Annotated in this window: 20 protein-coding genes; 12 read left to right on the top strand and 8 right to left on the bottom strand. The window is 66.4% G+C overall.

Annotation, left to right across the window (positions count from 1 at the left end):
- Positions 1-75: 75 nt before the first annotated feature.
- A complete protein-coding gene (gene dld / locus DI605_RS17810; RefSeq protein WP_293976541.1) occupies positions 76-1,791 on the bottom strand; it encodes a D-lactate dehydrogenase in 1,716 nt (571 codons plus the stop codon).
- Positions 1,792-1,814: 23 nt separating this feature from the next.
- Positions 1,815-2,939, bottom strand: a complete 1,125-nt coding sequence (locus tag DI605_RS17815; RefSeq protein ID WP_293976543.1) for an MBL fold metallo-hydrolase — start codon at positions 2,937-2,939, stop codon at positions 1,815-1,817.
- A gap of 346 nt (positions 2,940-3,285) precedes the next feature.
- On the opposite strand from DI605_RS17815, the gene DI605_RS17820 reads away from it, so the two are divergent.
- Positions 3,286-4,830, top strand: a complete 1,545-nt coding sequence (locus tag DI605_RS17820; RefSeq protein ID WP_293976545.1) for a PQQ-dependent sugar dehydrogenase — start codon at positions 3,286-3,288, stop codon at positions 4,828-4,830.
- A 182-nt stretch (positions 4,831-5,012) separates the two neighbouring features.
- On the opposite strand, the gene DI605_RS17825 is transcribed toward DI605_RS17820, so the two are convergent.
- Positions 5,013-5,519: an outer membrane beta-barrel protein gene (locus tag DI605_RS17825; protein ID WP_293976547.1), complete on the bottom strand. Its 507-nt coding sequence runs from the start codon at positions 5,517-5,519 to the stop codon at positions 5,013-5,015.
- Positions 5,520-5,968: 449 nt separating this feature from the next.
- Between DI605_RS17825 and DI605_RS17830 the strand changes: the two genes are divergently transcribed.
- The 7 genes from DI605_RS17830 to DI605_RS17860 all read left to right on the top strand — a co-directional run bounded on the left by DI605_RS17830 (position 5,969) and on the right by DI605_RS17860 (position 13,418).
- Entirely contained in the window at positions 5,969-6,169 is a 201-nt protein-coding gene (locus tag DI605_RS17830; protein WP_293976549.1) for a hypothetical protein, read from the top strand.
- Between the two features lie 147 nt (positions 6,170-6,316).
- Positions 6,317-6,643 carry a DUF485 domain-containing protein gene (locus DI605_RS17835; RefSeq protein ID WP_293976551.1) on the top strand — a complete coding sequence of 109 codons (327 nt, stop codon included), beginning with the start codon at positions 6,317-6,319 and terminating at the stop codon, positions 6,641-6,643.
- Positions 6,640-8,352, top strand: coding sequence for a cation acetate symporter (locus tag DI605_RS17840; RefSeq protein ID WP_293976553.1), 1,713 nt, complete (start codon positions 6,640-6,642; stop codon positions 8,350-8,352). Before DI605_RS17835 ends, DI605_RS17840 begins: the two co-directional genes overlap by 4 nt.
- A gap of 208 nt (positions 8,353-8,560) precedes the next feature.
- On the top strand, positions 8,561-10,078 hold the full coding sequence (locus DI605_RS17845) for an MDR family MFS transporter (protein ID WP_293976555.1): 1,518 nt from the start codon (positions 8,561-8,563) through the stop codon (positions 10,076-10,078).
- 100 nt (positions 10,079-10,178) lie between these two features.
- The gene (locus tag DI605_RS17850) at positions 10,179-11,228 is read left to right on the top strand and encodes a sphingomyelin phosphodiesterase (RefSeq protein ID WP_293976557.1); all 1,050 of its coding nucleotides are present in this window, start codon (positions 10,179-10,181) and stop codon (positions 11,226-11,228) included.
- A gap of 7 nt (positions 11,229-11,235) precedes the next feature.
- Complete coding sequence (locus tag DI605_RS17855) at positions 11,236-12,333, top strand: glycosyltransferase (protein ID WP_293976559.1); 1,098 nt, start codon at positions 11,236-11,238, stop codon at positions 12,331-12,333.
- The gene (locus DI605_RS17860; protein ID WP_293976561.1) at positions 12,330-13,418 is read left to right on the top strand and encodes a glycosyltransferase family 4 protein; all 1,089 of its coding nucleotides are present in this window, start codon (positions 12,330-12,332) and stop codon (positions 13,416-13,418) included. Before DI605_RS17855 ends, DI605_RS17860 begins: the two co-directional genes overlap by 4 nt.
- Positions 13,419-13,449: 31 nt before the next feature.
- Here DI605_RS17860 and DI605_RS17865 read toward each other — a convergent pair whose 3' ends face one another.
- Positions 13,450-14,355, bottom strand: a complete 906-nt coding sequence (locus DI605_RS17865; protein WP_293976563.1) for a formyl transferase — start codon at positions 14,353-14,355, stop codon at positions 13,450-13,452.
- Positions 14,356-14,402: 47 nt separating this feature from the next.
- On the bottom strand, positions 14,403-15,629 hold the full coding sequence (locus DI605_RS17870) for a hypothetical protein (RefSeq protein ID WP_293976645.1): 1,227 nt from the start codon (positions 15,627-15,629) through the stop codon (positions 14,403-14,405).
- A gap of 117 nt (positions 15,630-15,746) precedes the next feature.
- On the opposite strand from DI605_RS17870, the gene DI605_RS17875 reads away from it, so the two are divergent.
- Genes DI605_RS17875 through DI605_RS17890 form a run of 4 tightly spaced genes read left to right on the top strand, consistent with a single transcriptional unit; the run spans position 15,747 to position 20,911 of the window.
- On the top strand, positions 15,747-17,081 hold the full coding sequence (locus DI605_RS17875) for an oligosaccharide flippase family protein (protein ID WP_293976565.1): 1,335 nt from the start codon (positions 15,747-15,749) through the stop codon (positions 17,079-17,081).
- Positions 17,078-17,626, top strand: a complete 549-nt coding sequence (locus tag DI605_RS17880) for an RNA polymerase sigma factor (protein WP_293976567.1) — start codon at positions 17,078-17,080, stop codon at positions 17,624-17,626. Before DI605_RS17875 ends, DI605_RS17880 begins: the two co-directional genes overlap by 4 nt.
- Positions 17,623-18,588: a FecR domain-containing protein gene (locus tag DI605_RS17885; protein WP_293976569.1), complete on the top strand. Its 966-nt coding sequence runs from the start codon at positions 17,623-17,625 to the stop codon at positions 18,586-18,588. Before DI605_RS17880 ends, DI605_RS17885 begins: the two co-directional genes overlap by 4 nt.
- Positions 18,575-20,911: a TonB-dependent receptor gene (locus tag DI605_RS17890; RefSeq protein WP_293976571.1), complete on the top strand. Its 2,337-nt coding sequence runs from the start codon at positions 18,575-18,577 to the stop codon at positions 20,909-20,911. Before DI605_RS17885 ends, DI605_RS17890 begins: the two co-directional genes overlap by 14 nt.
- Before the next feature lie 9 nt (positions 20,912-20,920).
- Here DI605_RS17890 and paoC read toward each other — a convergent pair whose 3' ends face one another.
- The 3 genes from paoC to paoA are packed head-to-tail and all read right to left on the bottom strand — an operon-like array spanning position 20,921 to position 24,727.
- Complete coding sequence (gene paoC / locus DI605_RS17895) at positions 20,921-23,137, bottom strand: aldehyde oxidoreductase molybdenum-binding subunit PaoC (RefSeq protein WP_293976573.1); 2,217 nt, start codon at positions 23,135-23,137, stop codon at positions 20,921-20,923.
- A gap of 4 nt (positions 23,138-23,141) precedes the next feature.
- Positions 23,142-24,092 (bottom strand): xanthine dehydrogenase family protein subunit M, encoded by a 951-nt coding sequence (locus tag DI605_RS17900; protein ID WP_293976575.1) that lies wholly within the window; start codon positions 24,090-24,092, stop codon positions 23,142-23,144.
- The gene (paoA, locus tag DI605_RS17905; RefSeq protein WP_293976577.1) at positions 24,089-24,727 is read right to left on the bottom strand and encodes an aldehyde dehydrogenase iron-sulfur subunit PaoA; all 639 of its coding nucleotides are present in this window, start codon (positions 24,725-24,727) and stop codon (positions 24,089-24,091) included. Before paoA ends, DI605_RS17900 begins: the two co-directional genes overlap by 4 nt.
- Positions 24,728-24,905 lie beyond the last annotated feature (178 nt).

Consider the following 24,905-nt stretch of genomic DNA (forward strand, 5'->3'; position numbering starts at 1 on the left):
GCCGCAATCCCGGATCATCGATGCATGGAGCAGGCAGCCCGGGTGCCGGCCCGTGCCGGAACCCGGTAATTAGGGTCAGCCTGCTTTTTCGCCCCAGAAGCGCTGTTTGGTGGTCTGGCCGATCCCGGGATTGAGCTGGTTGCGCGGATCGAGGCCGCGATAGAAATCCGCGAGCGCCGGCTTCGCCTTGTAGAGATGGCCCACATTATGCTCGGCGGGATATTCGGCGCCGCGATCGTCCAGCAGGTGCCACATCCGATGTTCCAGCGCGATCGGATCCACGCCCTTCCGCACGATATAATCCTGATGGAAGACGTGGCAGAAGAAGTGGCCATAATAGAGCTTGTGGATGATGTGCCCCTCGATTTCGGGCGGCAGAATTTCCATCCAGTCGCGTTCGTTGCGGGGCAGGGCGATATCCAGCGCGACGATATCCTCCACCTCCTGCCGGTGGATCTCGCGATAGCGGATCGCGGCGCCGGCGGCGGCGAAGCGGTGGAGAAAGGCCTTGGTCGCCTCCTCGCCGGTGCATTCGAAAAAGGCGCCCTCGCCGGAGGAAAAGACCTGCCCGAGCAGGGCGCGCGTCTGCTCGATCGCGGCGGCCGGCATCTTCAGCATCAGATGATGTTCGAAGCGATCGCGATAATCCCGCATGCGCCGGGGAAGATGGTGCGGGAAGAGCCTGCTCGCGAACTGCATCACATGATCGCTGACGTGATCTCCGAAGATGCGGAGCCTGCCGACCAGCGTATCGACCTTCGCCTTGAGCGCGAACAGACCTGGCAGGCGATCCGTGCCAAGCCGCTGGATCGCGAGGAACGTATCCTTGCCGTAGATGGCGGCGATATCGAAGGCGGTGCGGTGAATATATTCGCCGGCGATCGGCAGGCTTTCGAAACTGCCCAATATTTCGCGGCGCAGGCGCGTGAGCTGCATCGGATCGTTGGTGCCGATGTAGAAGGTGGCCACCCCCGTCTCGCGCGGGAAGGTATCGAGCCGTACGGCGAACAGCACGAGCTTGCCCGCGCTGCCCGAACCCTCGAACAGGCAGCGCGGATCGGCGTTGAAGCGCGCGGGTGTATCCGCATCCACCTGCCGAACATGATCGGCATAGGCGCGGTCATGCGCCCAGCGCTCCGGATCATGCGCGATCGCGGCGGGGTCGAAGCCGCCGCGCTCGACATGGGCGAGCACCTCTTCGGGCGTGCCGTTTATGGCGATGCCCAGATGGTTGACGAGGTCCACGCCGCCGTCCGGCCGGATCGCGGCATAGAGGGCAAGCTGGGTGAAAGCCGGCCCGCGCTGGACCAGCGAGCCACCCGAATTGTTGCAGACCCCTCCCAGCACGGAGGCGCCGATGCAGGAGGAGCCGATCACCGAATGGGGCTCGCGCTCATAGGGCTTCAGCGTGCGCTCCAGTTCGTAGAGCGTGGCGCCGGGCAGGCACACCACCTGTTGGCCCCCGTCGATCACATGGACGCCGGCGATGCGCGTCGTGCTGATGAGCACCACGCCGCCCGGATAGCCGGCGCCATCGGGCGTGGAGCCGCCGGTGAGCCCGGTGTTGGAGGCCTGGAGGATGATCGAGACGTCCGCGGCGACGCAGGCCCGCACGATCCGCCACTGCTCCACCAGCGAGCCGGGGCGCACCACTGCGATCACCGGCCCCTCGCCATAGCGATAGCCGCTGCGGAAGCGGCGCGTTTCCGCCTCACCCGTCAGAACATGGGCCGGCCCAACGATGGTTCGGAGCGCGGCGACGAGGGGGGCGGGGGCGGGATCTGTCGGCATCATATCGTCTCGTGAATCGCGGATCAGTGGCGCGGGCTCTGCCGGTAGGTGATGGTGGCACCGGTACGGGGATTGGTGACGGCGATGGTGCCATCCTTGCTGGCCACGATCTGGAGCGGATAGATGCTGTCCGGCCCATCGAGATTGGCGATCTGATCGGCGGGTGCGTTGCTTGCGGGGCTGCGCGTGGCGAAATGCAGTTGCCACATCCCCTTCACGAATGGTGCGGCGGCAACATTGGCCAGCGTCGCCTCGTCGGCTCCCTTGGTGGGGCCGTTGTTGAAGACGAATACGGTGGGCTTCACCGTATTGAGCAGGTTCGGATTGCCGCTGTTGGCCGAGCCATGATTATTGGCCATCATCATGTCGACAGGGCCGATCAGGTTGCGCGGGCAGACCAGCTTGTTCTCCATTTCCCAGGTCGTGTCGCCCAGCGAGAGGATGCGGGCCTTGCCCCAACTGGCGACGATGCCGAGCGAGCGCGGATTTTCCTCGCCGCCGATATCGGGCACGCCGGGCGGATTGGGGCGCGCGCAGCCCGCGCCGGGCGCGCCCTTGCCGAATATGGGGCGTGCCGGGATCTGCCCATCGCTGTTCACGGCGGTGATCAGCATGTCGTCCATCTTCAGCGTGTCGCCCGGCTTCATCACGCGACGGGGCCTGTTTCCGATCGCGGCGAGATAATCGCGATATTTCGTTTCCGGCGCATAGGTGCGCGCGCGTTCGGGGGCGGCTTCGGGCAGCATTTCCCGGTTCGGTCCGTGATCGATGAAGGCACCCACCGGAAAGGCACCGACAAGCTCCCGCAGGCCGCCGATATGATCCAGATGATAATGGCTGATCAGGACATGATCGATGCGCGAGAGGCCGGCCGCTTTGGCCGCGGCCACGATCCGCTGGGCGCTCGTGCTGGTCGGTGGCGGCGCGACCCCGCCGGCGGCGGGGCCGGGCTTGCCGCCGCCGAGGCCGGCGGGGAAGCCCGTGTCGATCAGCAGCGAATGTCCCTGCGGCGTCACGAAAAGGGTCGCCGCGCCGCCTTCCACGTCAATCGGGATGATGCGGAGCTGATCGGGGCTGGCCGCCGGGGCGGGGAGCGGGGCGAGGCCGACGGCCAGCGCGGCCGCAAGGCGAAGGGTGAAGTGTTTCATCGAAATGGCGTCCCGTCCATCATCCCGTCGGATCGCGTGATAGCGGCGTGAGCGCGCGCGGAAAGGCCTATCATGCCAACGCCGCCCGCACATCCTCTCCGACAGGCCCGCTGCTCGCGAACCCGTGCCAGCCTAATTTGTATACATTTCTGGTCAATCGGAATGTCGTTGCCTCATGTGCAGGGTGCGACCGATCCCGAACTATATATCTGTAATTAATTAACTAAAATCGAATGTGGTGATGACCGGAGCGAGCTCACGAGCGGCGGAGTCCGAGCGATCGTTGACACGCTCCATAGACTGAATACAGTTGCGGCAACGACAAGAAATCGGGTGACAGGTGAGGATGCGCGCTGGCCGTGCGATCGTTCTGGCGGCATTGTTCGCGGCTGGTGCCGCAGGGCTCCTCGCTGACGTTCGCGCCCAGCGGAACGGGATGCCGCCCGGCGATGTCGCCGATCTTGCGGGCTTTGGCGAGCGGACGTTTGCTTCGGTCTGTGCCGGCTGCCATGGCACCGATCTTTCGGGCGGCAGGGGCCCCAGCCTGTTCGACGCGAGGCTGCTCGGCGCCCGCAGCGACCAGCAGTTGCACGACCGGATCGCAGCGGGTGTGACGGGCACCGAAATGCCGGCGTTCGGCAATGCCTATAGCGGCAGCCAGATCGACGGGATCATCGCCTATCTCCGGCGGCACACCACCGAGATCGGGCAGGCGCCCGCGCCACGCGCGGACCCGGCCGGGCAGGTGATTCACAGCCGGCGGCAGGCCTTCAGGATCGATGTCGTCACCGATGCGCTGGAAACGCCGTGGGGCCTCGCCTTCCTGCCGGACGGGAGGCTGCTCGTCACGGAGCGGCCCGGCCGGCTGCGCATCATCGACAGGCGTGGCAAGCTGCTGCCCGAACCGGTGCGGAACCTGCCGAAGGTGTGGGAGCGGCAGGATGCCGGCATGCTGGATGTGGCCATCCACCCGCGCTTTGCGCGCAACGGCCTCATCTATCTTTCCTATGTGGAGATGGCGCCGGGGCATGTGCTGACCAGAGAGGAGGCGAGGCCGCCTCTGCCGGGCGAGCATCCCGGGAGCCCGCCCTCGATGACGGTGCTGATCCGGGGGCGGATCAACGCGCGCAACGAATGGGTGACCGACCGCGAGATATTCCGCGCGCCGACCGCTCTATATACGGCCAGCGGATCGCATTACGGCACGCGCTTCCTGTTCGACGGGAAGGGGCATCTGTTCTTCTCGCTGGGGGACAGGGGCGACATGGCCAATGCCCAGCGGCTGGATACGCCGCTGGGCAAGATCCATCGCGTGAATGAGGATGGATCCGTGCCGGGGGACAATCCCTTCGTGCATGTGCCGGGCGCGGTGCCTTCGATCTGGAGCTATGGCCATCGCAATCCGGAGGGGCTGGCCTTCGATCCGGCCACGGGGCTGCTGTGGGAATCCGAGCATGGCCCCGCCGGCGGCGACGAGATCAACATCATCGAAAAGGGCCACAATTACGGCTGGGGGGTCGTCTCGATGGGGATGCAGCCGGGCATCGTGAAGCGCGAGGCGCCGGGCATGGATCAGCCGATCGCCTATTACACGCCGACGATCGCGCCGAGCGGCATCCATTTCTATCGGGGCACGCGCTATCCGGGCTGGACGGGGAATCTGTTCGTCGCGGGGCTGGCCGGGCAGCAACTGCGCAGGCTCGCCGTGCGCGGTCGGGCTGTGATGGAGCAGGAAGAGATCTTCAGCCGCTTCGGCCGGGTCCGCGCGATCGCCACCGGACCGGACGGATTGCTCTATCTTTTGCTTCAGACGGCGACGGGGCCGGGCACCGGCGTCGATCTGACATCCTCAACTCCCGGCAGCCTCGTTCGGCTGGTGCCGCTGCCGTGAGGAAGGCGAAGCTCGACGGGCGAAAAGGCCAGGAGCGCCGGGGTCGAGCCGAAGCGTCACCGTCGCTCATTCGGCGGAGGGCTGCCCCGGTTGGTGCATTCCGCCGCCACGCGTCATGCCGGCGCGAGCCGGCATGACGGATGCGGAGGGCGACGGCGCAGGCGCCGTCGCCCGACCATGGCTCAGAAGCGGTAGCCGAAGCCCACGATGCCCGCATCGCGGCCACCGAAGCTGTCCTCATATTCCGTCCGACGATATTCGGCCGAAATGTAGGTGTGCGGCGTCACCGCATATTCCAGGCCGCCGCCATAACGGACGCCCTCGAGGTTGGTGTGGCCGGCACCGGCCACTTCGACGCGGGTCGTGTCATAGCCGACCTTCGCGAAGGCCAGGATCTGCGGCGTCAGCACATAGCCGGCCCGAGCCGAGATCGCGAGATCGCGCGAAGCATGGACGCCACCGAACTTCGTGGTCGAATCCTCGAGCGTCGTTTCGGCGCCCAGCGTGATCTTCGGGGTCACTGCCAGATCATAGCCGATCGCGCCGCCATAGGCGAAGCCATCCTGACCATGGGTCTTGTCATAGCCGAGCGTCGCCCCGACGCGTGCACCGGTGAACGGCGCGGCGTCCTGTGCGAACGCGGGGGCGGCGACTGCGAGCGCCGCTGCGGCGATGAGAATAGTGCGCATTTTTCACTCCTTCAGCCGCGTTTCGGTGGATTTGAATGCATTACCGGAACGCGGGGCGGCGCCATTGCGCGCCGCAATATGAATGTCACATAAACGTCATCAGGCGTGTTGCTGCGGCGCAACGTTCCCAAGAGTTTGCTTGTCAAGAGGTTGAAACGAGGGGGGGGCTGCCCTAGTCTCGTTTCGTCGCGCGAATTCATCCAGAAGCGCATCGATATTTATGTGACGTTCATTTGCGCCGACGTGCCTGTCGTCGCGATATGCCCAAAACTGAATTTTTGTTCATCGATCGATTTGGTGGTGATCTGACAAGCTCGCTGCGAGGTGCATGGCGAATTCTGTGATTCGTTAGGAGGCAAACGACTCGCATTTTCGGCCGATCCGGCCGGGAAGAGCGTGGCGCGTGTCGCGGGTGGACAGGCGATCGGGCGCACGGCTATCGGCGCGCAATGCCTGTTATTGCCACCGTCATGAACTCCACCACCGGCCAGCCGATCCAGAAGATCAGCTTCGGCCGGATGCCCAAGCCCTGGATCTCCTTCACACTGGAAAGTGGCGAGCTGGTGAAGGCCGATCGCGTGGAAATCGGCAAGCCCGCGCCGGGCAAGGTGGTGGTTCCCGTGTCGGTATGGGTGACGCCCAAGGGATAAGCCCGTCGCGGTCTCGACGCCTCCGCGGCTCTTTTTCGCGCAATTTCCGGCCATGGGCCTGATGGTCGGCCAAAGAGGCGCGGGCGGTCGGAATATGTCGCGTCCGGACCTTATTGCCATCGCCACCGTCTGCGCCGAAGAAGGGGAATGTCTATCCCTTCCGGCACCGACGACGCGCTCGAAGCGCGCATCTCCAGCGATCCGCGTTATCGTGCGCTCGTGCGGGATCGGCAGCGTTTTTCCTGGCTGCTGACGGCCATCACCGTGCTGGTCTATGGCGGCTTCATCTCGCTGATCGCCTTCGACAAGCCCCTGATGGCTCGCCCGATCGGCGATGGCGTGACCAGCCTCGCCGTGGTGCTGGGCGCCGCGATGCTGCTGGGCACGATCGCGATCTGCGCCGTCTATGTGCGTCGTGCGAACAGCAGCTATGATGCGCGGCTGGCGGCGCTGCTGGCGGAGAATGCGGCATGATCCGGCCCGTGATCCGTGGCGCTGCCCTGCTGGCTCTGGCGGGCTGGGCGACGATGGCGATGGCGGCGGATCTCGCCGTCGACGGCCCGATCGCGCGGCAGCCCACAAACTGGACCGCGATCACGATGTTCGCGGGCTTCGTGGCGATCACGCTGTGGATCACGGGCATCGCCGCGCGGCGCACGCGCACCGTATCCGATTTCTATACGGGTGGCGGCATCACCGGCTTTCAGAACGGGCTCGCCATGGCGGGCGATTATTGTTCGGCCGCCTCGTTCCTCGGCATCACCTCGCAGATCTTCAACGATGGCTATGATGGCCTGATCTACGCGATCGGCTTCCTCGTCGGCTGGCCGATCGTGCTGTTCCTGATCGCGGAGAAGCTGCGCAACCTCGGCCGCTTCACTTTCGCCGACGTCGCTTCCTATCGCTTTCTCCAGGCGCCGGTTCGCAGCTTTTCCGCGATGAGCACATTGCTCGTGGTATCCTTCTATCTCATCGCGCAGATGGTGGGGGCGGGCCAGCTCATCCAGCTCCTGTTCGGGCTGCCCTATCTCTATGCGATCGTCGTCGTTGGCGGCCTGATGATGGTCTATGTGCTGTTCGGCGGCATGCGCGCGACATCGTGGGTGCAGATCATCAAGGCCGTTATGCTGCTCTGCGGCGCCAGCTTCCTGGTGCTGGGCGTGATGGCGCATGTGGGCTTTTCGTTCGAGGCGCTTTTCGCGCGCGCCGTGGAGGTGAAGACGAAGCTGGCGCTGGGCCATGGCCTTTCGGCCGAGGAGGCCGCCGCCAAGGGCCGCGCGATCATGGGGCCGGGCGGCTTCATCAAGGATCCCGTCTCGGCGCTTTCCTTCGGCTTCGCGCTGATGCTGGGCACGGCCGGCCTGCCGCATATCCTGATGCGTTTCTTCACCGTTCCCGATGCCCGCGAGGCGCGCAAGTCGATCCTGTGGGCGACGGTCTGGATCGGCTATTTCTACGCGCTCACCTTCCTGCTCGGCTTCGGCGCGATCGTGCTGATCTCGTTCGATCCCGGCTATGTGGATGCCGGCGGCGCGCTGCGCGGCGGCAACAACATGGCGGTGATGCACCTGGCCCACGCCATCGGCGGAAACCTGTTCCTCGGCTTCATCTCGGCGGTGGCTTTCGCCACGATCCTCGCGGTGGTGGCGGGGCTCACGCTTTCGGCCGCCTCGGCCATCTCGCACGACATCTATGCGAGCGTGATCCGCAAGGGGCATGCGGATCCGGTGAAGGAATTGCGCGTGTCGCGCGTGACGACGATCCTGCTCGGCATCGCCGCGATCATTCTGGGCATCGTATTCGAAAAGCAGAATGTGGCCTTCATGGTGAGCCTGGCCTTCGCGCTGGCCGCCTCGGGCAACTTTCCCGTGCTGGTGATGTCGCTGCTCTGGAAGGGATGCACGACGAGAGGCGCGGCATGGGGCGGGGCGATCGGCCTGCTGAGCGCATTCGTGCTGACCGTGCTGTCACCGGTGATCTGGGTCGCGATATTCCACTTCGAGAGCGCGATCTTCCCCTACAGTTCGCCGGCCCTCTTTTCGGTCCCGATCGCGTTTTTCTCGATCTGGCTGATATCGGTGCTCGATCGTTCCCCGCGCGCGGCGGTGGACAAGGCGGGCTATCCGCAGCAGCGGCTCCGGTCCGAAACCGGAATCGGTGTACACAGTCCCAGCGATCACTGAACACAGAACGCTGAGTACTGGGCATTGAGCGTGGGGCGGAAAGGCCGGCGTCGCCCGGGCGCACGGGGAAGCGAAAGCGCGCCTTGTGCCTGCAATGTCGGTTATTTCTTGATGTAGGCTGCCGACGCGTCCACGCCGGATCCGTCGTGTTGATGCCGCTTTCCCTTCCCGCCTTCCCCTCCATTCGCCCTTTTCGAGCGGATTTCGTATGTTGAGGCCGCGCCGGCGGGGGCTCGCTTCGGTCAATGCGGAGGTTCGCGACGGGATCGTGCCCGCCGCAGGCGCGCTGGCCAAAACGCGCGACGTGGGGCCTGCCGGCTCCGGCCAGAATTATCGCATCGTCGCGCTCATCATCGCCAGCGCCCTGTTCATGGAATTCGTGGACGCGACCGTCCTGGCGACCGCATTGCCGACGATGGCGCGCGATTTCGGCGTGCCGGCGCCGACGATGAGCATCGCGTTGACATCCTATCTTCTGGCGCTGGCGATCTTCATCCCGGCCTCCGGCGTGCTGGCGGATCGATATGGATCGCGCGTGATATTTCGGGCGGCCATCCTGCTGTTCATGGTCGGCAGCCTTGCCTGCGGGCAGGCGCCCACTCTTGAGATCATCGTCGTCGCGCGGTTTGTGCAGGGCATTGGCGGCGCGATGATGATCCCCGTCGGCAGGCTCGTGCTGCTCCGCTCGGTCGCGAAGAAGGATATGGTCGATGCCATGTCCTGGCTGCTGGTGCCGGCGCTGATCGGGCCGATCCTGGGGCCGCCTCTCGGGGGCTTCATCGTCACCTATCTCGATTGGCGCTGGATCTTCTACATCAACCTGCCGGTGGGGCTGCTCGGCTTCTGGCTGGTGGGGCGGTTCATCGCCAATTTCCGCGAGGATCATCCGCCGAGCTTCGATGTCAGGGGCTTTTTCCTGAGCGGCATATCGCTCGGCAGCCTCCTGTTCGGCTTCGAGATGCTGAGCCATCCGGGGGAGGGACGGGCGGCCCTCCTGCTGGTGGCGATCGGCCTTGTCGCGGGCGCGCGCTATGTGGCGGGGGCGTGGCGGCGCAAGAATGCGATCCTCGATCTGGGGCTGCTGCGGGACGAGACCTTTCGCCTGTCCGTGATCGCGGGATCGATCATGCGCATCACGCAGGGCGCGCAGCCCTTCCTGCTGCCGCTGATGATGCAGATCGGCTTCGGCTTTTCGGCGGCGCGTAGCGGATCGATCACGGTGGCCACCGCGATCGGATCTCTCGCAATGAAGGCGTTCGCGCCGCGCATCCTGCGTCGCTTCGGGTTCCGGCGGGCGCTGATCGTAAATGGCGTGCTGGCGGCGGCCGGCTATGCCGTCTGCGGTTTCTTCGGGCCGGCCTGGCCGCTCTGGGGCATTTTCGGCGTTCTGGTTTTCGCGGGCTTCTTCATGTCCTTCCAGTTCACCGCCTATAACACGATCGCCTATGACGGCATCGACAAGCGGCAGATGAGCAGCGCCACCGCTTTCTATTCCACGCTCCAGCAACTGATGCTTTCGCTGGGCATATGCATAGGCGCTCTGGCTCTGCATGGTGCGATGCTGGCCCGTGGCCATGCCGCACCCGCGCCCGCCGATTTTTCCACCGCTTTCTGGATCGTCACGGGCCTGTCACTCACCGCGACCTTCTGGAACCTTCGTTTCAGCGATGGCGCGGGGCGCGAAATCAGCGGCCACGGCATGCCTTCCGACGAGGCCGTCGACTGACCTGACTCGTCGCGCCTTCGGGCCGCTGCGCGAGGCAACGAAATCCTGTGCGGAAGTCTCGGATCGGCCCCGTCTCTGGATCGAGGCGGAGACGTTGTTGATGAACATGCGAATGGTGTTGGGGCGGGGATTGGCCTTGGGGGTGCTGGCGCTGGCGCCGCTCCCCGCAATGGCCACGAAGGTTTCCACGCCGGAAGCGGCCGGCCTCTCGATCCTGACCTACAATGTCGAGGGATTGCCCTGGCCCGTGCGGTTCGGGCGCGCGGCGAAGCTGGCCCGGATATCGTCGACGCTGAACGGGCTGCGCGCGCACGGCAGGCAGCCGCACGTGATCGTGCTGCAGGAGGCTTTCTCGCCGGAGGCCAAGGCGATCGCCCGGCAGGCTGGCTATCGTTATGTGGTGGATGGTCCTTCGAAGACGCTGGCGGGCGCATCCGCGCAGACGGCGGCGGATCGCGCCTTCGCGGCCGGCGCCAGTCTGTGGCGGGGGGAAACGCAGGGCAAGTGGCTGGACAGCGGCCTGCGCATCGCCTCCGATTATCCGATCGTCGCGGTGCGGCGTATGGCCTATCCGGCCTTCGCCTGTGCGGGCTTCGATTGCCTGGCCAACAAGGGCGCGCTGGCGGTGATGATCCGGGTGCCGGGCGTCGCCGATCCGGTCTCGCTGGTCGCGACGCACCTGAATTCGCGCGTCGCCTCGCATGCTTCCAACGAACGCGCGCTCTATGCCTATCAGCGGCAGATGGATGCGCTGGGCACCTTCGTTCGCGATGTGGTTCCCGCGCATGATCCCTTCATCCTCGCCGGCGATCTGAATGTCGGGCCGAAGATCGAGCGGCGGGCCTATCTGGCGCGCAGCACCGCCTTGTGGCGCACGGATGCGCCGCTCAACGTGGCGATGACGGCCTGCCTGCCCGACCCTGCCTGCGCGAAAGGCAACATCGCGGATCTGCGCTTCAGCAACAGGCGGGCGCGGGATTGGCAATTCTATTCGCCCGGCCCGCGCACCGGCGTGAAGATCGCAGCCATAAATGGGCTGTTCGGGCGCGATCCCAGCGGCGCGATGCTTTCCGATCATGTCGGCTATGTCGCCTCCTATCTGTTGACCGCGGCGAAGACAGCGGCGCCGATCACCGTCGCGTCGCGGTAACGATCCGATGGCCATCACGTCTGTCGGGATCGTCCTGCATGATTTCGCGCTGGGCGGCACGGAGCGGATCGCCGTCCGCCTCGGCCGGGCCTGGGCGGAGCAGGGCGTGGACGTGCGCGTCTTCTGCGGGGAGGATACGGGGCCGCTCAGGAGCTTTCTGGGGAAGAATATTCCGGTGCTGGCGGCCGAGCCGGCCTTGCCGCGCGCGCAACGCGACAGGGGGCGCCTCGCGATCGCGGCGGCAGAGGAATTCGCGCGCGATCCCGTGGATGCGGTGTTCGTGCCCGGCAATTATCACTGGCCGGTCGCGCACCGGCTGACGCGGATGGCGCGGGGGCGCCGCCCGGTCGTCGCGGCGCAAATCAGCGCGGCGGTGTGCAAGCCGCAGCGCGGCCCCGTCCGCCAGCGTGCCTATGACTGGCAGATGCGTCGCCTGCTGAAGAAAGCGGACGGATTGATCGCGCTTTCCGGCGCGGCGCGCGTGCAGGTGGAGGATATCGTCTCCGGCCCGGCGGTGCGATCCATCCCCTCGCCGGCGCTGGATGATGTGCTGCCGCCGCCGACGCAGGCCGAAGGACGGATGGTGATGGCCGCCGGCCGGCTTGTTCCCGAAAAGGGCTTCGGCATGCTGATCGAGGCCTTCGCACGGACCAGGGATCCCGATGCGATGCTGACGATCGTGGGCGAAGGGCCTGATGAGGGGCGGTTGCGCGCGCTGATCGGCGCGCTGAATCTGGAGGATCGCGTGACGCTGGCCGGCTATCAGCCGGATATTCGCCCGTGGCTGGATCGCGCGCGCCTGTTCGTCCTGTCCTCCGATTATGAAGGCTATCCGGCCGTGATGATCGAGGCGCTGGCCGCCGGCCGACCGGTGATCGCCACCGATTGTACGCCGGCCACCAGCGAATTGCTCACCTCGCCCGATCGCGGGATGGTGGTGCCGGTGGGCTTTGCGGCGAGCATGGCGGCGGCAATCGATACGATGCTGGCCCGCCCCGCTCCGGATGCCGCGCAGTTGGCGGTGGCGGTGGATCGCCATCGGCTGGGCCATGTGGCGCGGCTGTATCTGGACTTCTTCGCGGAGCTGGCTACGCGCCGGGTGTGACCCGTCCGATCCGCATCGCCTATGTGATCAATTCGGTGGAAGGCGGCGGCGCTGCCCTGCCGGTGCCCTCGGTGGCGGCGGTGCTGCGTCGGCTGGGCGCCGAGGTCCGCATTTTCGCGCTGACCCCGCGCGATCGGCGGGCAGTGGCGCCGATGGAGGCGGCGGGGCTGGCCGTCACCGTCCGCCCCGGCGGCGAAAAGGATCATGCCGCCGCCGCGCGCTGGCTGGATCGCGAGCTGCGCGCCTGGCGGCCCACCGTGATCTGGACATCGCTCACGCGCGCGACGTTGCTGGGGCAGCTGGTGGGCCTGCGTCTGCGTCTGCCGGTCGTCAGCTGGCAGCATGCGGCATTCCTCAAGCCCGCCAATCTCTTCCTGTTGCGCCGGCTGAACCGGCTTTCGCGGCTGTGGATCGGGGATTCGCAGATGATCAGCGATCTCACGGCCGAGCGGCTCGGCATCGGCCCCGATCGCCTCATGACCTGGCCGATCTTCCGTGCGGATCCCGATGCGATGCAGGCGCCGGCCTGGAAGCCGGGCGAGACGATCCGCATCGGCACGCTGGGGCGGCTTCATCCGGTGAAGGGCTATGATGTGCTGATCGCGGCGCTGGCGATGCTGCCGCCTCTGCCCGTGGCGTGGGAGGTCGCGATCGGCGGCGACGGGGCCGAGCGATCGGCGCTCGAACAGGCGATCGCGAGCGCCGGCCTCTCCCATGTGCGGCTGGCGGGCTATGTCGATCCGGCCAGTTTTCTTGCCGGGCTGCACCTGTATGTGCAGCCTTCGCGATCGGAGGGGCTGTGCATCGCGGCGCATGAGGCGATGCAGGCGGGGCTCCCTGTCCTGGCATCGGCCGTGGGGGCGCTGACCCGATCGATCGACGATCGGGTGGGGCGGCTCGTGCCGCCCGGCGATCCGGCCGCGCTGGCGGCGGCGCTCGCGGATCTGCTGCGGCAGCCGGAACGGCTGGCCGTGCTCGGCGCCGCAGGGCGGGAGCGCCTGCTGACCCATTATGGGCCAGCGACGTTCGAGGCCGCGGGCAAGGCGATCCTGGATCGGATCAGCACCTTCCAGGCGCGCACCTAGACGGAAGGCACCGGCCGTCGGCGAGGAGGGCTCAGCGCCGTTTGCGAATCTCTCGCCGGATGCGCTCGCCGAGCTGGATGGAAAGGCCGTGGAGCGAAAGCTCGGTGCGCTTCATGTCCACGAGCGTGATGTCGCCCGCGCCGGACAATGTGTGCAGCCCCTCCACGAAGGGCGCCGCATCGGCGGGCGCGCGGAGCGGCTTGCCGAGCGTGGCGGAGAAGACCTCGGGGGTCAGCCGGTCGATCACCAGCGGGCTGATCGCTCCGCCATAGGTGGCGCTGCAATCCTGCACCGGGAGGGTGATCCTGCCATCGCGCACAAACGGGGTGCCGCCCGGGCGGGAGCCGGCCGGATCGCGGCGGACGGGATTGGCCGGGTGCGGCGTCCACGGTCCGGTCAACCGATCCGCATGGGCGACGTAGAGCGCGCCGGTCTTGTCCTCCTCCGCATCCGCCGACGTATAGAAAAGCCACCAGCGGCCATCATGGAATAACGGGGTCGCGTCGATCGGCACATGATCCACCGCGATTACGTGCGCTGCTTCCCAGCGATAGGGAAATTCCCGCGCGCGATAGAGGGTGAGGCGGCCCGATTTGTGCGCCTCCGGCAGCATCCACGTCTCGCCGTCCGCCTCGAACACATAGGGGTAGGAGAGGTGGAAGGGCTCGATCAGCGCCGGGCCGCGCTCGATCAGCGCATAATCGGCATCATAGACGAGCGCCTCGATCCAGCCCACGCGATCGCGATAATCATAACCCTCGACGAAGACATGCAGGCGCCCGTCACGCCACAGGCCGAAAGGATCCGCCATGAACCGGAACGACTCCATCGGCGGCAGCCAGTGGCGTGCGAAGCCTTCGATCGATCCCTTCGCGATGATGTTCGCGATCGGCGCCCCGACGATCGCCGGTCGCCATATGTCCTTGCGTAAAGGCATGCCCGCGTTCGTGCCCGCTCAGCGGCGGCTTGCCAAGGGAAGGGATGTCAGGCGGCGTGGGCGGGCGAGCCGATCGCCGGCATCGCCGGCATGCGATCGGGCATCGCGGTGGTGGTCGGCGCATGGCCGAGCACGCTCATGATCGCGCGCGCCGCGCGCGCCGAGGAAGGCTCCGCCGTCAGCTCGAAGCTGCGGTCGAACAGGGCTCGCTGCACCGGGCGATAGCGATCGTGGCCCGCAATGGCGCGATCCAGCGCCGCGCCGAGATCGGAGGGATCGGGGATCACCTCGCCCGCCTGCCAGTGCGTGTAATTCCGGTCGTTCGCCCAATCCGCGCCATTGCTGTTGATGAACAGGCAGGGGCGCGGCGTGTACAGGAATTCGTATATCTGGCTGCTCACGTCGCCCAGATAGATGTCGGCCATGCGGGTATAGGTCATGTTCGTGGAGGCCCGGCTGCCCAGATCGACATGAATGTTCGGCGCTGAAAGCACGCGCGGATCGATCCGGCCGGGACGATCGATGCGGAATTTGTCGATCGTCACCACGAACGGCCGGTGAAACAGCATCACATGCGGCGCGAAGATCAGGTTGAAACGATCATCCTTCAGGAAATGGTCGAGCACCTGCTGCCCGTGCGCGAACCAGGAGGAAAGATGCGGCGACGGGTGCGGATTGTAGAGCACCGTCGGCTTCGTGGGATCCGCGAACGGCGACGGGGGAAGCTTCGTCTCCATGAGATCGAACTTGGGGTAGCCGACCACGCTCATGCGGCTCGCCTCGACGCCGGCATCGCGCGATAGCCGCTCGACGATCTTGCTGCCCGAGACGAGCACATGATCGAACTGCGCGCTCGCCTTGTTGAAGCCGATCGCGCGATCGCCGGCGCCGTGGCGCGTGTGGATGATCCTGAGGTGATCCAGCCTGTAGCGGGTCTTGAGCAGCAGCGATGTCTTCTCGGCCACAACTAGAGCGTCGAGCTTGCGGAAGAAATCGAGATTGTCGCGATAGATGGCGATCTTGGAAACGGGCACCACCGCCTCCAGCAGGGCGCTGGCGACACGCGAACCGGTCCGGCGGAGCCCAAGGCGCACGATCGGCAGATAGACGCCGAGAAGCACCGAAAGCCGCGTGACCTCCGCCGCCAGTGCATCGGTCGTCACGGCAGCGACGATCTCCACATCGGGATGGGCCCGGCGAAGCGCCACCGCGATGGGCAGCGAATGCGCGACCTGATGGATCTGGTCGTGATTGAACAGGAATCCGATCTTCATGCCACCATGACGGCGCCGATCGGCCATTCCCGCAGTCGTTTTTTTCAGCGCGATCCGTTTACGGATTTTGATGGCATCGAGGCTTGAGCCTGCCGGGCACGCCCCTAAAGGAAGCCGGTGTCGCCCGCAGAAAGCCCGATCCCCGCATCGCCGGCGCCGCTCCCTTCCGGGTTGCGGCGGCTGTTCGGCAATCTCGCGAAGTTGCTCGGTGGCAAGGCGGCGGCGGGGCTGCTGAGCCTCGTCTATCTCGTCATCGTCGCGCATCAGCTCGGCGCGAACGATTATGGCGTGCTGATGCTGGTGAATGCCTATGCCGTCACCGTCGGCAGCATCGTCGCCTTCTCCGGCTTTCACGGCGTCGTGCGCTATGGCGCGCTGATCCTGGCGCGGGAGGATCGCGCGGGCCTCGCCCGGCTCATCCGCTTCATGACGCTGCTGGAGCTGGGCTGCGGCGTGGCGGCGGTGATCGTCGCGGCGGTGGGCGCCCCGTTGATCGCGCCGCATCTGGGCTGGTCCGATCAGGTGACGAAGATCGCCATGATCTACAGTCTCGCCGTCGCGGCCACGGTGCGCGCGACGCCACAGGGCGTGCTGCAACTGGCGGACCGCTTCGATCTCATCGCGCTGCACCAGACCGTGTCTCCGGTCACCCGGATGATCGGCGTGCTGATCGTCTGGATGCTGGGCGGGGGGCTGGCGGGCTATCTGATCGTCTGGCTCGCCTCGTCCGTGGCCGAGGGTGTGGCGATGTGGATCCTGGCGCTGCCTTCCTGGCGACGGCTGGTGAAAGGCCAAACGCTGTTCGGCCCGTGGCGGGGCGTTCTGGATGAGCATGACGGCTTCTTCCGGTTCATCACCGTCACCAATTTCGACATCACGCTGCGCGAGCTGACGCCGAACCTCATTCCGCTCACCGTCGGCTGGCTGGTCGGGCCGCACGCGGCGGGCATGCTGGCCCTGGCGCAGCGCGCGACGAACCTTTTGCAGCAGCCGGCGGTGCTTCTGTCGCAGGCCAGCTATTCGGTGCTGGCCGAGCAGGTCGCCAACCGGTTTTTCCCGCAACTGCGCAGCACCGTGATCCGCAGCACGGCGATCGCGATGGCGGCGGGCATCGCGATCGTCGTGGCGCTCACGCGCTTCGGCGATGCGCTGGTCGTGGCACTGGGCGGGCACAGTTTCGCGGCGGCGGGGATGCTGCTGGTGCTCGTCGGCATCGGCCGCGCCTGCGCGCTGGCGTCGGCGCCGTCCGCGGCGGCGCTGACGGCGCTGGGGCGCCCCGGGCGATCGGTGGCGGTGGCGCTCGTCACCAACGTCGCGCTGTATCCGCTGTTGCCCGTGCTGCTCTCCCGGCTCGGCACCGACGGCGCGGGCTGGCACGTCCTGATCCAGAATCTGATCGCCTTCTTCCTCCTGCTCGCTTTTTTCATGCGGGACGTGGAGAAGGCGGCATGACCGATTCCGGGATACGCGCCGTCTATCTTCAGGAGCGTGCGAAGCTGCAGCGCATGCTCGTGGCGCGCCTGGGCAATCAGGACGAGGCCGAGGATGTTCTCCAGGAGCTCTGGATCAAGCTCCAGCACGGCACGTTCGGGCCGATCTCCAGCCCGCTCGCCTATCTCTTCAAGACGGCGAACAATCTCGCGATCGATCGGCGGAGATCCGATCTGTGGCGCAATGTGCGCGAGACGAGCTGGGTGGAGGTGCAGCCCGGCGCGGACGAACTGCCCAGCACGACCGATGCGATGATCGCGCGCGAACGGCTCGCGCATGTGGAGGCGGCGATCGCGACGCTGCCTGAAAGGACGGCCCGCGCGTTCCGCCTTTACCGGCTGGATGGAATGCCGCAGAAGGAGATTGCGCGCGAACTGGGCGTGTCGCTCAGTCTGGTCGAGAAACTGTTGCAGCAGGCGTACCGGTGCATTCACGATGCCGGGCGGGAAAATATTGCGGGTTCGCAGACGCAGCAACGTCTCTCGTCCAAGGAGGACAGGACGTGACCGTTCAGGGGGCAGATATCGTCGACTGCGCCATCGACTGGCATCTGCGCCTGTCGACGGCATCGGAGCATGATTGGCTGCGCTTCACCGAATGGCTGGAGGCGGATGCGGAGCATGCCGCCGCTTATAATCGGGTCCTCGAAGACGATATCCTTGCAGCACCCATGCTGAACCTCGCGACCGAGGCGCAGGGCTCGGTCGTCAGGATCGAGGGACGGCGGGATGGCTGGCGCAAGCGGCGCGGCTGGATCGCGGTGGCGGGCGGGGCGCTCGCGGCCTCCATGGCGGCGATGGTGTATCTTCCCTCGACCCAGCCCGGCGCGGCCGCGCCGTCCTCGATCGTGACGGCGCCGGGCGAAAAGCGGGAGATGACGCTGGCGGACGGCAGCCGCGTGGAGATGAATGGCGGCACCGAACTGGTGATGGATAGCCCGAGGCAGGTTTCGCTGGTGCGCGGGCAGGCCGTTTTCCACGTCCGCCACAATCCCGCGGCACCTTTCCAGGTGGCGATTGGCGATGTCGTGCTGCGCGATGTCGGCACGGTTTTCGATGTTTCGAACGAGGCCGGCCGGCTCGGCGTGCAGGTGGCGGAAGGCGCCGTCACCTATCAGCCCGATCGCGAGCGGCTGACGCTGCACAAGGGGATGGCGCTCTCCGCGCGGGCCGGTGACGATCGCATCCTCGTCCGGAGCGTTCCGGCCGAGGCTGTCGGCGGCTGGCGCCAGGGGCGGCTGGCATTCCGGGAAGCGGCACTGCGGGAGGTGGCGGCGGAGATTCGGCGCACCACCGGCCATGACTTGACCGTTGCCACGCCCGTGGCGGATATGCCGTTTACCGGATCGATCCGGCTTGCGGGCAATGCCGAGCAGGATGCGACACATGTGGCCAATCTCACGGGGCTGTCCGCACGACGCGCCGGATCCGGCTGGATCCTGACCTCGACAAGGGATGCGCCGAACTGACGCGATTGCCGCCGCCGGCCTGGCGTTGATCCTCGCGGCACCGGGTGCCGCTGCCAGTGGGGAGGTCCGTTTCGCCGTCCCTCCGTCATCGCTGGATGCGGCGTTGGCGATGTTCGCGCAGCAGAGCGGGATCGATGTCGGGGCGGCCGGCGCCGGGATCGCGCGCCTCCGCAGCCCCGGCGTAAGGGGGCATATGGGGGCAGGGCGTGCGCTGGACCGGCTCCTGGACGGGACGGGGCTGATCGCGACCCCGATCGCGGGAGGCGGCTTTCGCCTCGTGCCCGAGCCGCCCCGGCGCACGCATTCCAAGGCTGCGATCCTGCCCGTTGTCGCCACCGGCGACATCATCGTCACCGCCAACAAGCGCGGGACTTCGCTGCTCCGCTATCCCGGATCGATCTCCATCGTGGATCGCGCCTACACTGCCCAGTCGGTAGCGGGGGATCGCGGGCTGGTGGAGGCCATGGCGGAAGCGCCGACGCTGCAAAGCACGGCGCTGGGCGCCGGGCGCGACAAGCTTTTCATCCGCGGTATCGCCGACAGCAGCTTCATGGGGCCGACGCAGGCGACCACCAGCGTCTATTTCGGTGAGGTGCAGCTCGCCTATAACGGCCCGGATCCCAACCTGAAGCTGTACGATGTCGATCGGGTCGAGGTGCTGGAAGGGCCTCAGGGCACGCTCTATGGCGCGGGGGCGATCGGCGGCGTGATCCGGATCACGCCACGCGAGCCCGACGCGAAGAAGATGGCGGCGTCCGTCACGGCCAGCGTCGCGGCGGGGCAGGGATCGGATCTGGGCAACGGGCTGGCGGGGATGCTGAACGTCCCCATCCTTTCCGACAGGATCGCGCTGCGCGGCGTTGCCTATCGCTATCGCGACGGCGGCTATATCGACGATAGCTATCGCGATCTCCACAATATCAACGATACGAAAACGAGGGGCGCCCGCCTCGCGCTCGCCCTCACGCCCGGCGATGGCTGGTCGATCAATCTGGGCGGCGTCGCCCAGTCGATCGATGCGGCGGATTCCCAATATGCCTCGCGATCGATGAAGCCGCTCACGCGGCGTTCCGCCATCGCCCAGCCCTTCGAGGACGATTTCTATCTCGGCCGGCTGACAGTAACCAAAAGATGGGACAATGGCCTGACGCTGCTCTCGGCCACCGGCATCATCCATTCGAAGGTGGACGATCGCTTCGATGCCAGCATCGTGCCGACGCTGCCGATCGCCTATGATACGCACAATCGCAACGGGCAGTTCACCCAGGAATTGCGGCTGACGCGGCCGGATGGCCCCCATGGTGGCTGGATAATCGGCGCAAGCTGGCTGCACGACCGGGACGAGATCGCGCGCGAATATGGCAATCCGAACGAAACGCGCAGCATCGTGGGCGTCACCAATCGGGTCCATAGCGCCGCACTGTTCGGGGAGGCGACCCTCCCGCTGACGACGCGGCTTTCGATCACGGGCGGCGCGCGCCTCACCTATGCGCGCATCGACAGCAATCCCTCGATCGTCACGCGCGGCAGCAGCTTCGTGCGCGGGCAGAGCCAGACCCGCGTGGATCCGGTGATCGGCTGGTCCTGGCAGATCGTGCCCCGGCTCGCCTGGTATGGCCGCTATGCCGAAGGCTTTCGGACCGGTGGGTTGAGCGTCGCGCAGGGCGTGGGGCGCATCGCCAATTTCAAATCGGATTCGATCGGCGTAGCCGAAACGGGCCTGCGCCTCGCCAAGGCTTCGGCGCGCGGCCTGGGCGGGACGATCGCGATCTCGAAGGCGTCGTGGCGCCACATCCAGGCCGATCTCGTCAATTCGCGTGGCTTCCCGTTCACCGCCAATGTCGGGAACGGGCGCATCACCGGCGTGGAAGGCACGTTCGACTGGTCACCGGTGGAGAGGCTCCAGGTGAATGGCGGCTTCTTCTTCGCCGACAATCGCGGCTTCGACAGGCCCGATCTGCCACCCAACATCCGGGTGACGCGCCTGCCCGATACGCCGCGTTTCTCGGCGGCGGGCGGCTTCGGCTACGATATTCCGCTGGCGGGGGGCGCCGGCAATGTCGCGGTGACGGGGCGCTATGTCGGCCCATCCTATCTCGATCCCGTGGCGCTCCTGAATTTGCGCCAGGGCGGCTATGCGACATTCGATCTCAAGGGGGCGTGGCGGCGCGATCGGGTGCGGATCGACGTGGGGATCGACAATATCGCCAATGCGGGAGGCGATCGCTTCGCGCTGGGCAATCCGTTCGGAGTGGCGAGCGGGGATCAATATACGCCGGTGCGCCCGCGCACCCTGCGGCTGGCCGTCACTCGCGACTGGTGAGGCGGCCGATCAGGCGATGACGGGCAGCTTTTCCAGATGCTTGTCCAGCGTGATCGGATAATCACGCACGCGCACGCCCGTCGCATTGTAGATGGCGTTGGCGATGGCGGCACCCACGCCGCACAGGCCGAGTTCGCCAACGCCCTTCGCCTTCATCGGGGATGATTTGTCGTCGGGATGATCGAGGAAGATCACCTCCTGATGCGGGATATCGGCGTGGACCGGGACCTCGTAGCCGGCCAGATCGTGATTGACGAAGAAGCCGAAGCGCGTGTCGACGGCCAGTTCCTCCATCAGCGCGCCGCCCACGCCCATCGTCATCGCGCCGATCACCTGGCTGCGCGCCGTCTTGGGATTGAGGATGCGGCCGGCATCGCACACCGCGAGCATCCGGCGGATGCGTGTCTCGCCCGTATAGCTGTCGACCGCGACTTCCACGAAATGGCTGGCGAAGGTGGATTGCTGGAACGTCCTGTCCAGCGCGCCATATTCGATGCCGTCCTCCGCGATGATCGGCCCGTCGCGGGCGGCGTCCGCCAATCGGACGGATCGGTTGCCGGCAGTGACCTTGCCGTCGGCAAAGTGCGTGTCGGCCGCATTGAAGCCGAGCTTCCCGGAAACCTGCTCGCGCAGCCGGACGCAGGCGGCATAGAGCCCGGCCGTGCTGTTGTTGGCGCCCCATTGGCCGCCCGATCCGGCGGAGGCGGGAAAGTCGCTGTCGCCCAGCTTCACGGTCACGTCGCCAATGTCGACGCCCAGCATCTCGGCGGCGGTCTGCGCGAGGATCGTATAGGTGCCGGTGCCGATGTCGGTCATGTCCGTCTCGATCGTGAGCTTGCCCCCCGTTTCGAGCCGGATGCGCGCGGCGGATTTCATCAGCAGATTGTTGCGGAAGCCGGCCGCCACGCCCATGCCGATCAGCCAATGCCCATCGCGCACCTGGCCTGGCCCGGCCCGGCGGCGCGACCAGCCGAATTTCTCCGCCCCCGTGCGCAGGCATTCCGTAAGATGGCGTTCGGAAAAGGGGCGGTCGGGTTGGGCCGGATCGACCTGCGTATCGTTGAGAATGCGCAATTCTATGGGGTCGATGCCGAGCTTTTCGGCAAGCTCGTCCATCGCGATTTCCAGCACCATCAGGCCGGGCGCCTCGCCCGGCGCGCGCATCGCATTGCCCTCGGGAAGATCGGTCACCGCGAGCTTCATCCAGAATTCGCGGTGGGGTGCGGCATAGAGCAGCTTGGATTGCGCCACGGCACCCTCGGGCGAGCCATCGGGCAGATTGCCGCTCGTGCTGGAATGATGGATCGCCGTCAGCTTTCCGTCTCGCGTGGCGCCGAGCCGGACGCGCTGGATCGTCGCCGGGCGATGCGTGCTGTTGTTCATCATCAGCGGGCGCTGCATCGCGATCTTCACGGGGCGTCCGCTCGCCTTCGCGCCCAGCGCCGCCAGTACGGCATCGGCACGCAGGAACAGCTTCCCGCCGAAGCCGCCGCCGATGAAGGGCGAATCCAGCCTGACATTTTCGGGTTTCAGGGAGAGTGTCTTTGCGAGCGAGGCCTTGCCCCACGCGATCATCTGGTTCGATGTCCAGACGGTGAGCTTCTCGCCCTGCCAGGCGGCGATGGTGGCGAAAGGCTCCATCATCGCATGGCTTTCGTCGGGCGTCGTATAGACCTGATCGATCGTGACGGGTGCGGCCGCAAAGGCGGTCGCGAAATCGCCGACGCGATCGATATCCTTTGCGCCCGGCCCCCGTCCGTCCGGCTCGAACGGTGCGGTGGGCGCCAGCGCGGCCAGATCGAACTGGCCCTTGCCCCGCGCATAATCGGTGCGGATCAGGGCGGCGGCGGCGCGCGCCTGCTCGAACGTTTCGGCCACCACCACGGCGATGGCCTGATGATAATGCGCGATGTCCGCCCCGCCGAACAGATGCGCGGTGTTCATCATGCCAAGCGGCAGCGGAGCGGCGTGATCGAGCGTCGTGACGATCGCGATCACACCCGGCGCCGCTTTGGCCGCGCGCGTGTCCATCGCGGTGATCCGGCCCTTGGCGATCGCGGCGCCGACGATATAGCCATAAGCCTGATCGGGCACGGCATCATGCCGCTCATAGGCATAAGGCGCGGTGCCGCTCGTCTTGAGCGGGCCGTCGATGCGATCCGTCGGGCGGCCGACAACCCGGAGCTGATCGATCGGATTGCGGCCGGCGGGCGTGTCGAACTTCATCGCCTCAGCTCCTCGCCTGTGCGATCGCGGCCGCCAGCGTGCGCTCGGCCAGCGGGATCTTGAACCCGTTCTGCCCGGTCGGCTGGGCGCCTGCGAACACCTGATTCGTCACGGCACGGGCGCCCTGCGGCATGGCGGCTTCGGCCGCCTCTACCCGCCACGGTCGATGCGCGACGCCGCCGAAGGCGACGCGGCCACTCCCGTCCTTCTGGATCACTGCCGCGACAGAGACGAGCGCGAAGGCATAGGACGCCCGATCGCGCACCTTGCGATAGATGTGCGTGCCACCGATCGGCCGGGGCAGGGTGACGCCCGTGATGAGCTCACCGCGCTCCAGCACATTGTCGCGATCGGGGGAGGTGCCGGGCAGGCGATGAAACTGGGCGATCGGGATGCCGCGGGTGGAGCCATCCGGCTTCACCGTCTCGACGGTCGCATCCAGCACGCGCAGCGCGATCGCCATATCCCCGGGGTAGGTGGCGATACACTGGTCGGACGTGCCGATCACGGCGAGCTGACGGGAAACTCCGCCGATCGCACCACAGCCCGAGCCCGGCCTGCGTTTGTTGCAGGGCTGGTTGGTATCGTAGAAATAGGGGCAGCGCGTGCGCTGGAGCAGGTTGCCCGCCGTCGTCGCCTTGTTGCGCAGCTGGCCGGAGGCGCCCGCCACGATCGCACGGGTGAGCACGCCATAATCGCTGCGGACGCGATCGTCGACCGCCAGCGCGGTATTGGTAACGAGCGCGCCGATCCGCAGGCCCCCCGCGTCGGTGCGCTCGATCCGGTCGAGCCTGATATCCTGCACGTCCACCAGATGCGTCGGCGTCTCGATCTCCAGCTTCATCAGATCGAGCAGGTTGGTGCCGCCTGCCAGGAACTTCGCGCCCTGGTGGCTGGCCACGGCCTGCGCGGCCTGCGCCGGGGAGGAGGCGCGTTCGTAGGTGAAGCTCCTCATGCGCCGGCTCCCGCGACTTCGGCCATCGCCTCCAGAATGTTGGAATAGGCGCCGCAGCGGCAGATATTGCCGCTCATCCGCTCGCGCATTTCGGCATTCGTAATGTCCGGTCTGGCGGTGATGTCGGCCTGCGCATGGCTCGGCACGCCACGCCGTATCTCGCTCAATACGGATACGGCCGAACAGATCTGGCCGGGCGTGCAATAGCCGCACTGATAGCCATCATGCTTGATGAAGGCGATCTGCATCGGATGGAGTTTCGCAGGCGTGCCGATCCCCTCGATCGTCGTCACCTCATCGCCCTGATGCTGGAGGGCGAGGCTGAGGCAGGAATTGATGCGCTCCCCGTTCACGATCACCGTGCAGGCGCCGCACTGGCCATGATCGCAGCCCTTCTTGGTGCCCGTGAGCTTCAGATGCTCGCGCAGCGCATCCAGCAGGGTGGTACGCGTGTCCAGCACAAGGTCCGCCGGCTTGCCGTTGACCGAGAAGGAAACCGGCATGGTGGCGGGGCTGGGAAGAGGGGGCACGCTTTCTCCTTCCTTGGGGATACCGCCGATTGCGGCCGATGCCGCGCCCGCGGCCAGCACGCCGCGACGGGACAGCGTGAATGACGGAGACCCTTGCGTGGACATCGTTTCCCCTCCCGCCCGATAGGCGCCAGATGGTAACGCTACAGCGGCCGATCCAATACATGCTGAGATCGGCATGAAATCATGCCCTGAATTCATGAATAACTTTATATACATGAGAATATAGAGGGTTGGGCCAGGCTGACGCTGGCCCGAAGCCAGCCATGTTGCCATAGCATGG

Origin of the sequence: Sphingomonas sp., assembly GCF_003248515.1 — a bacterium.
GTDB lineage: Bacteria > Pseudomonadota > Alphaproteobacteria > Sphingomonadales > Sphingomonadaceae > Sphingomonas_I.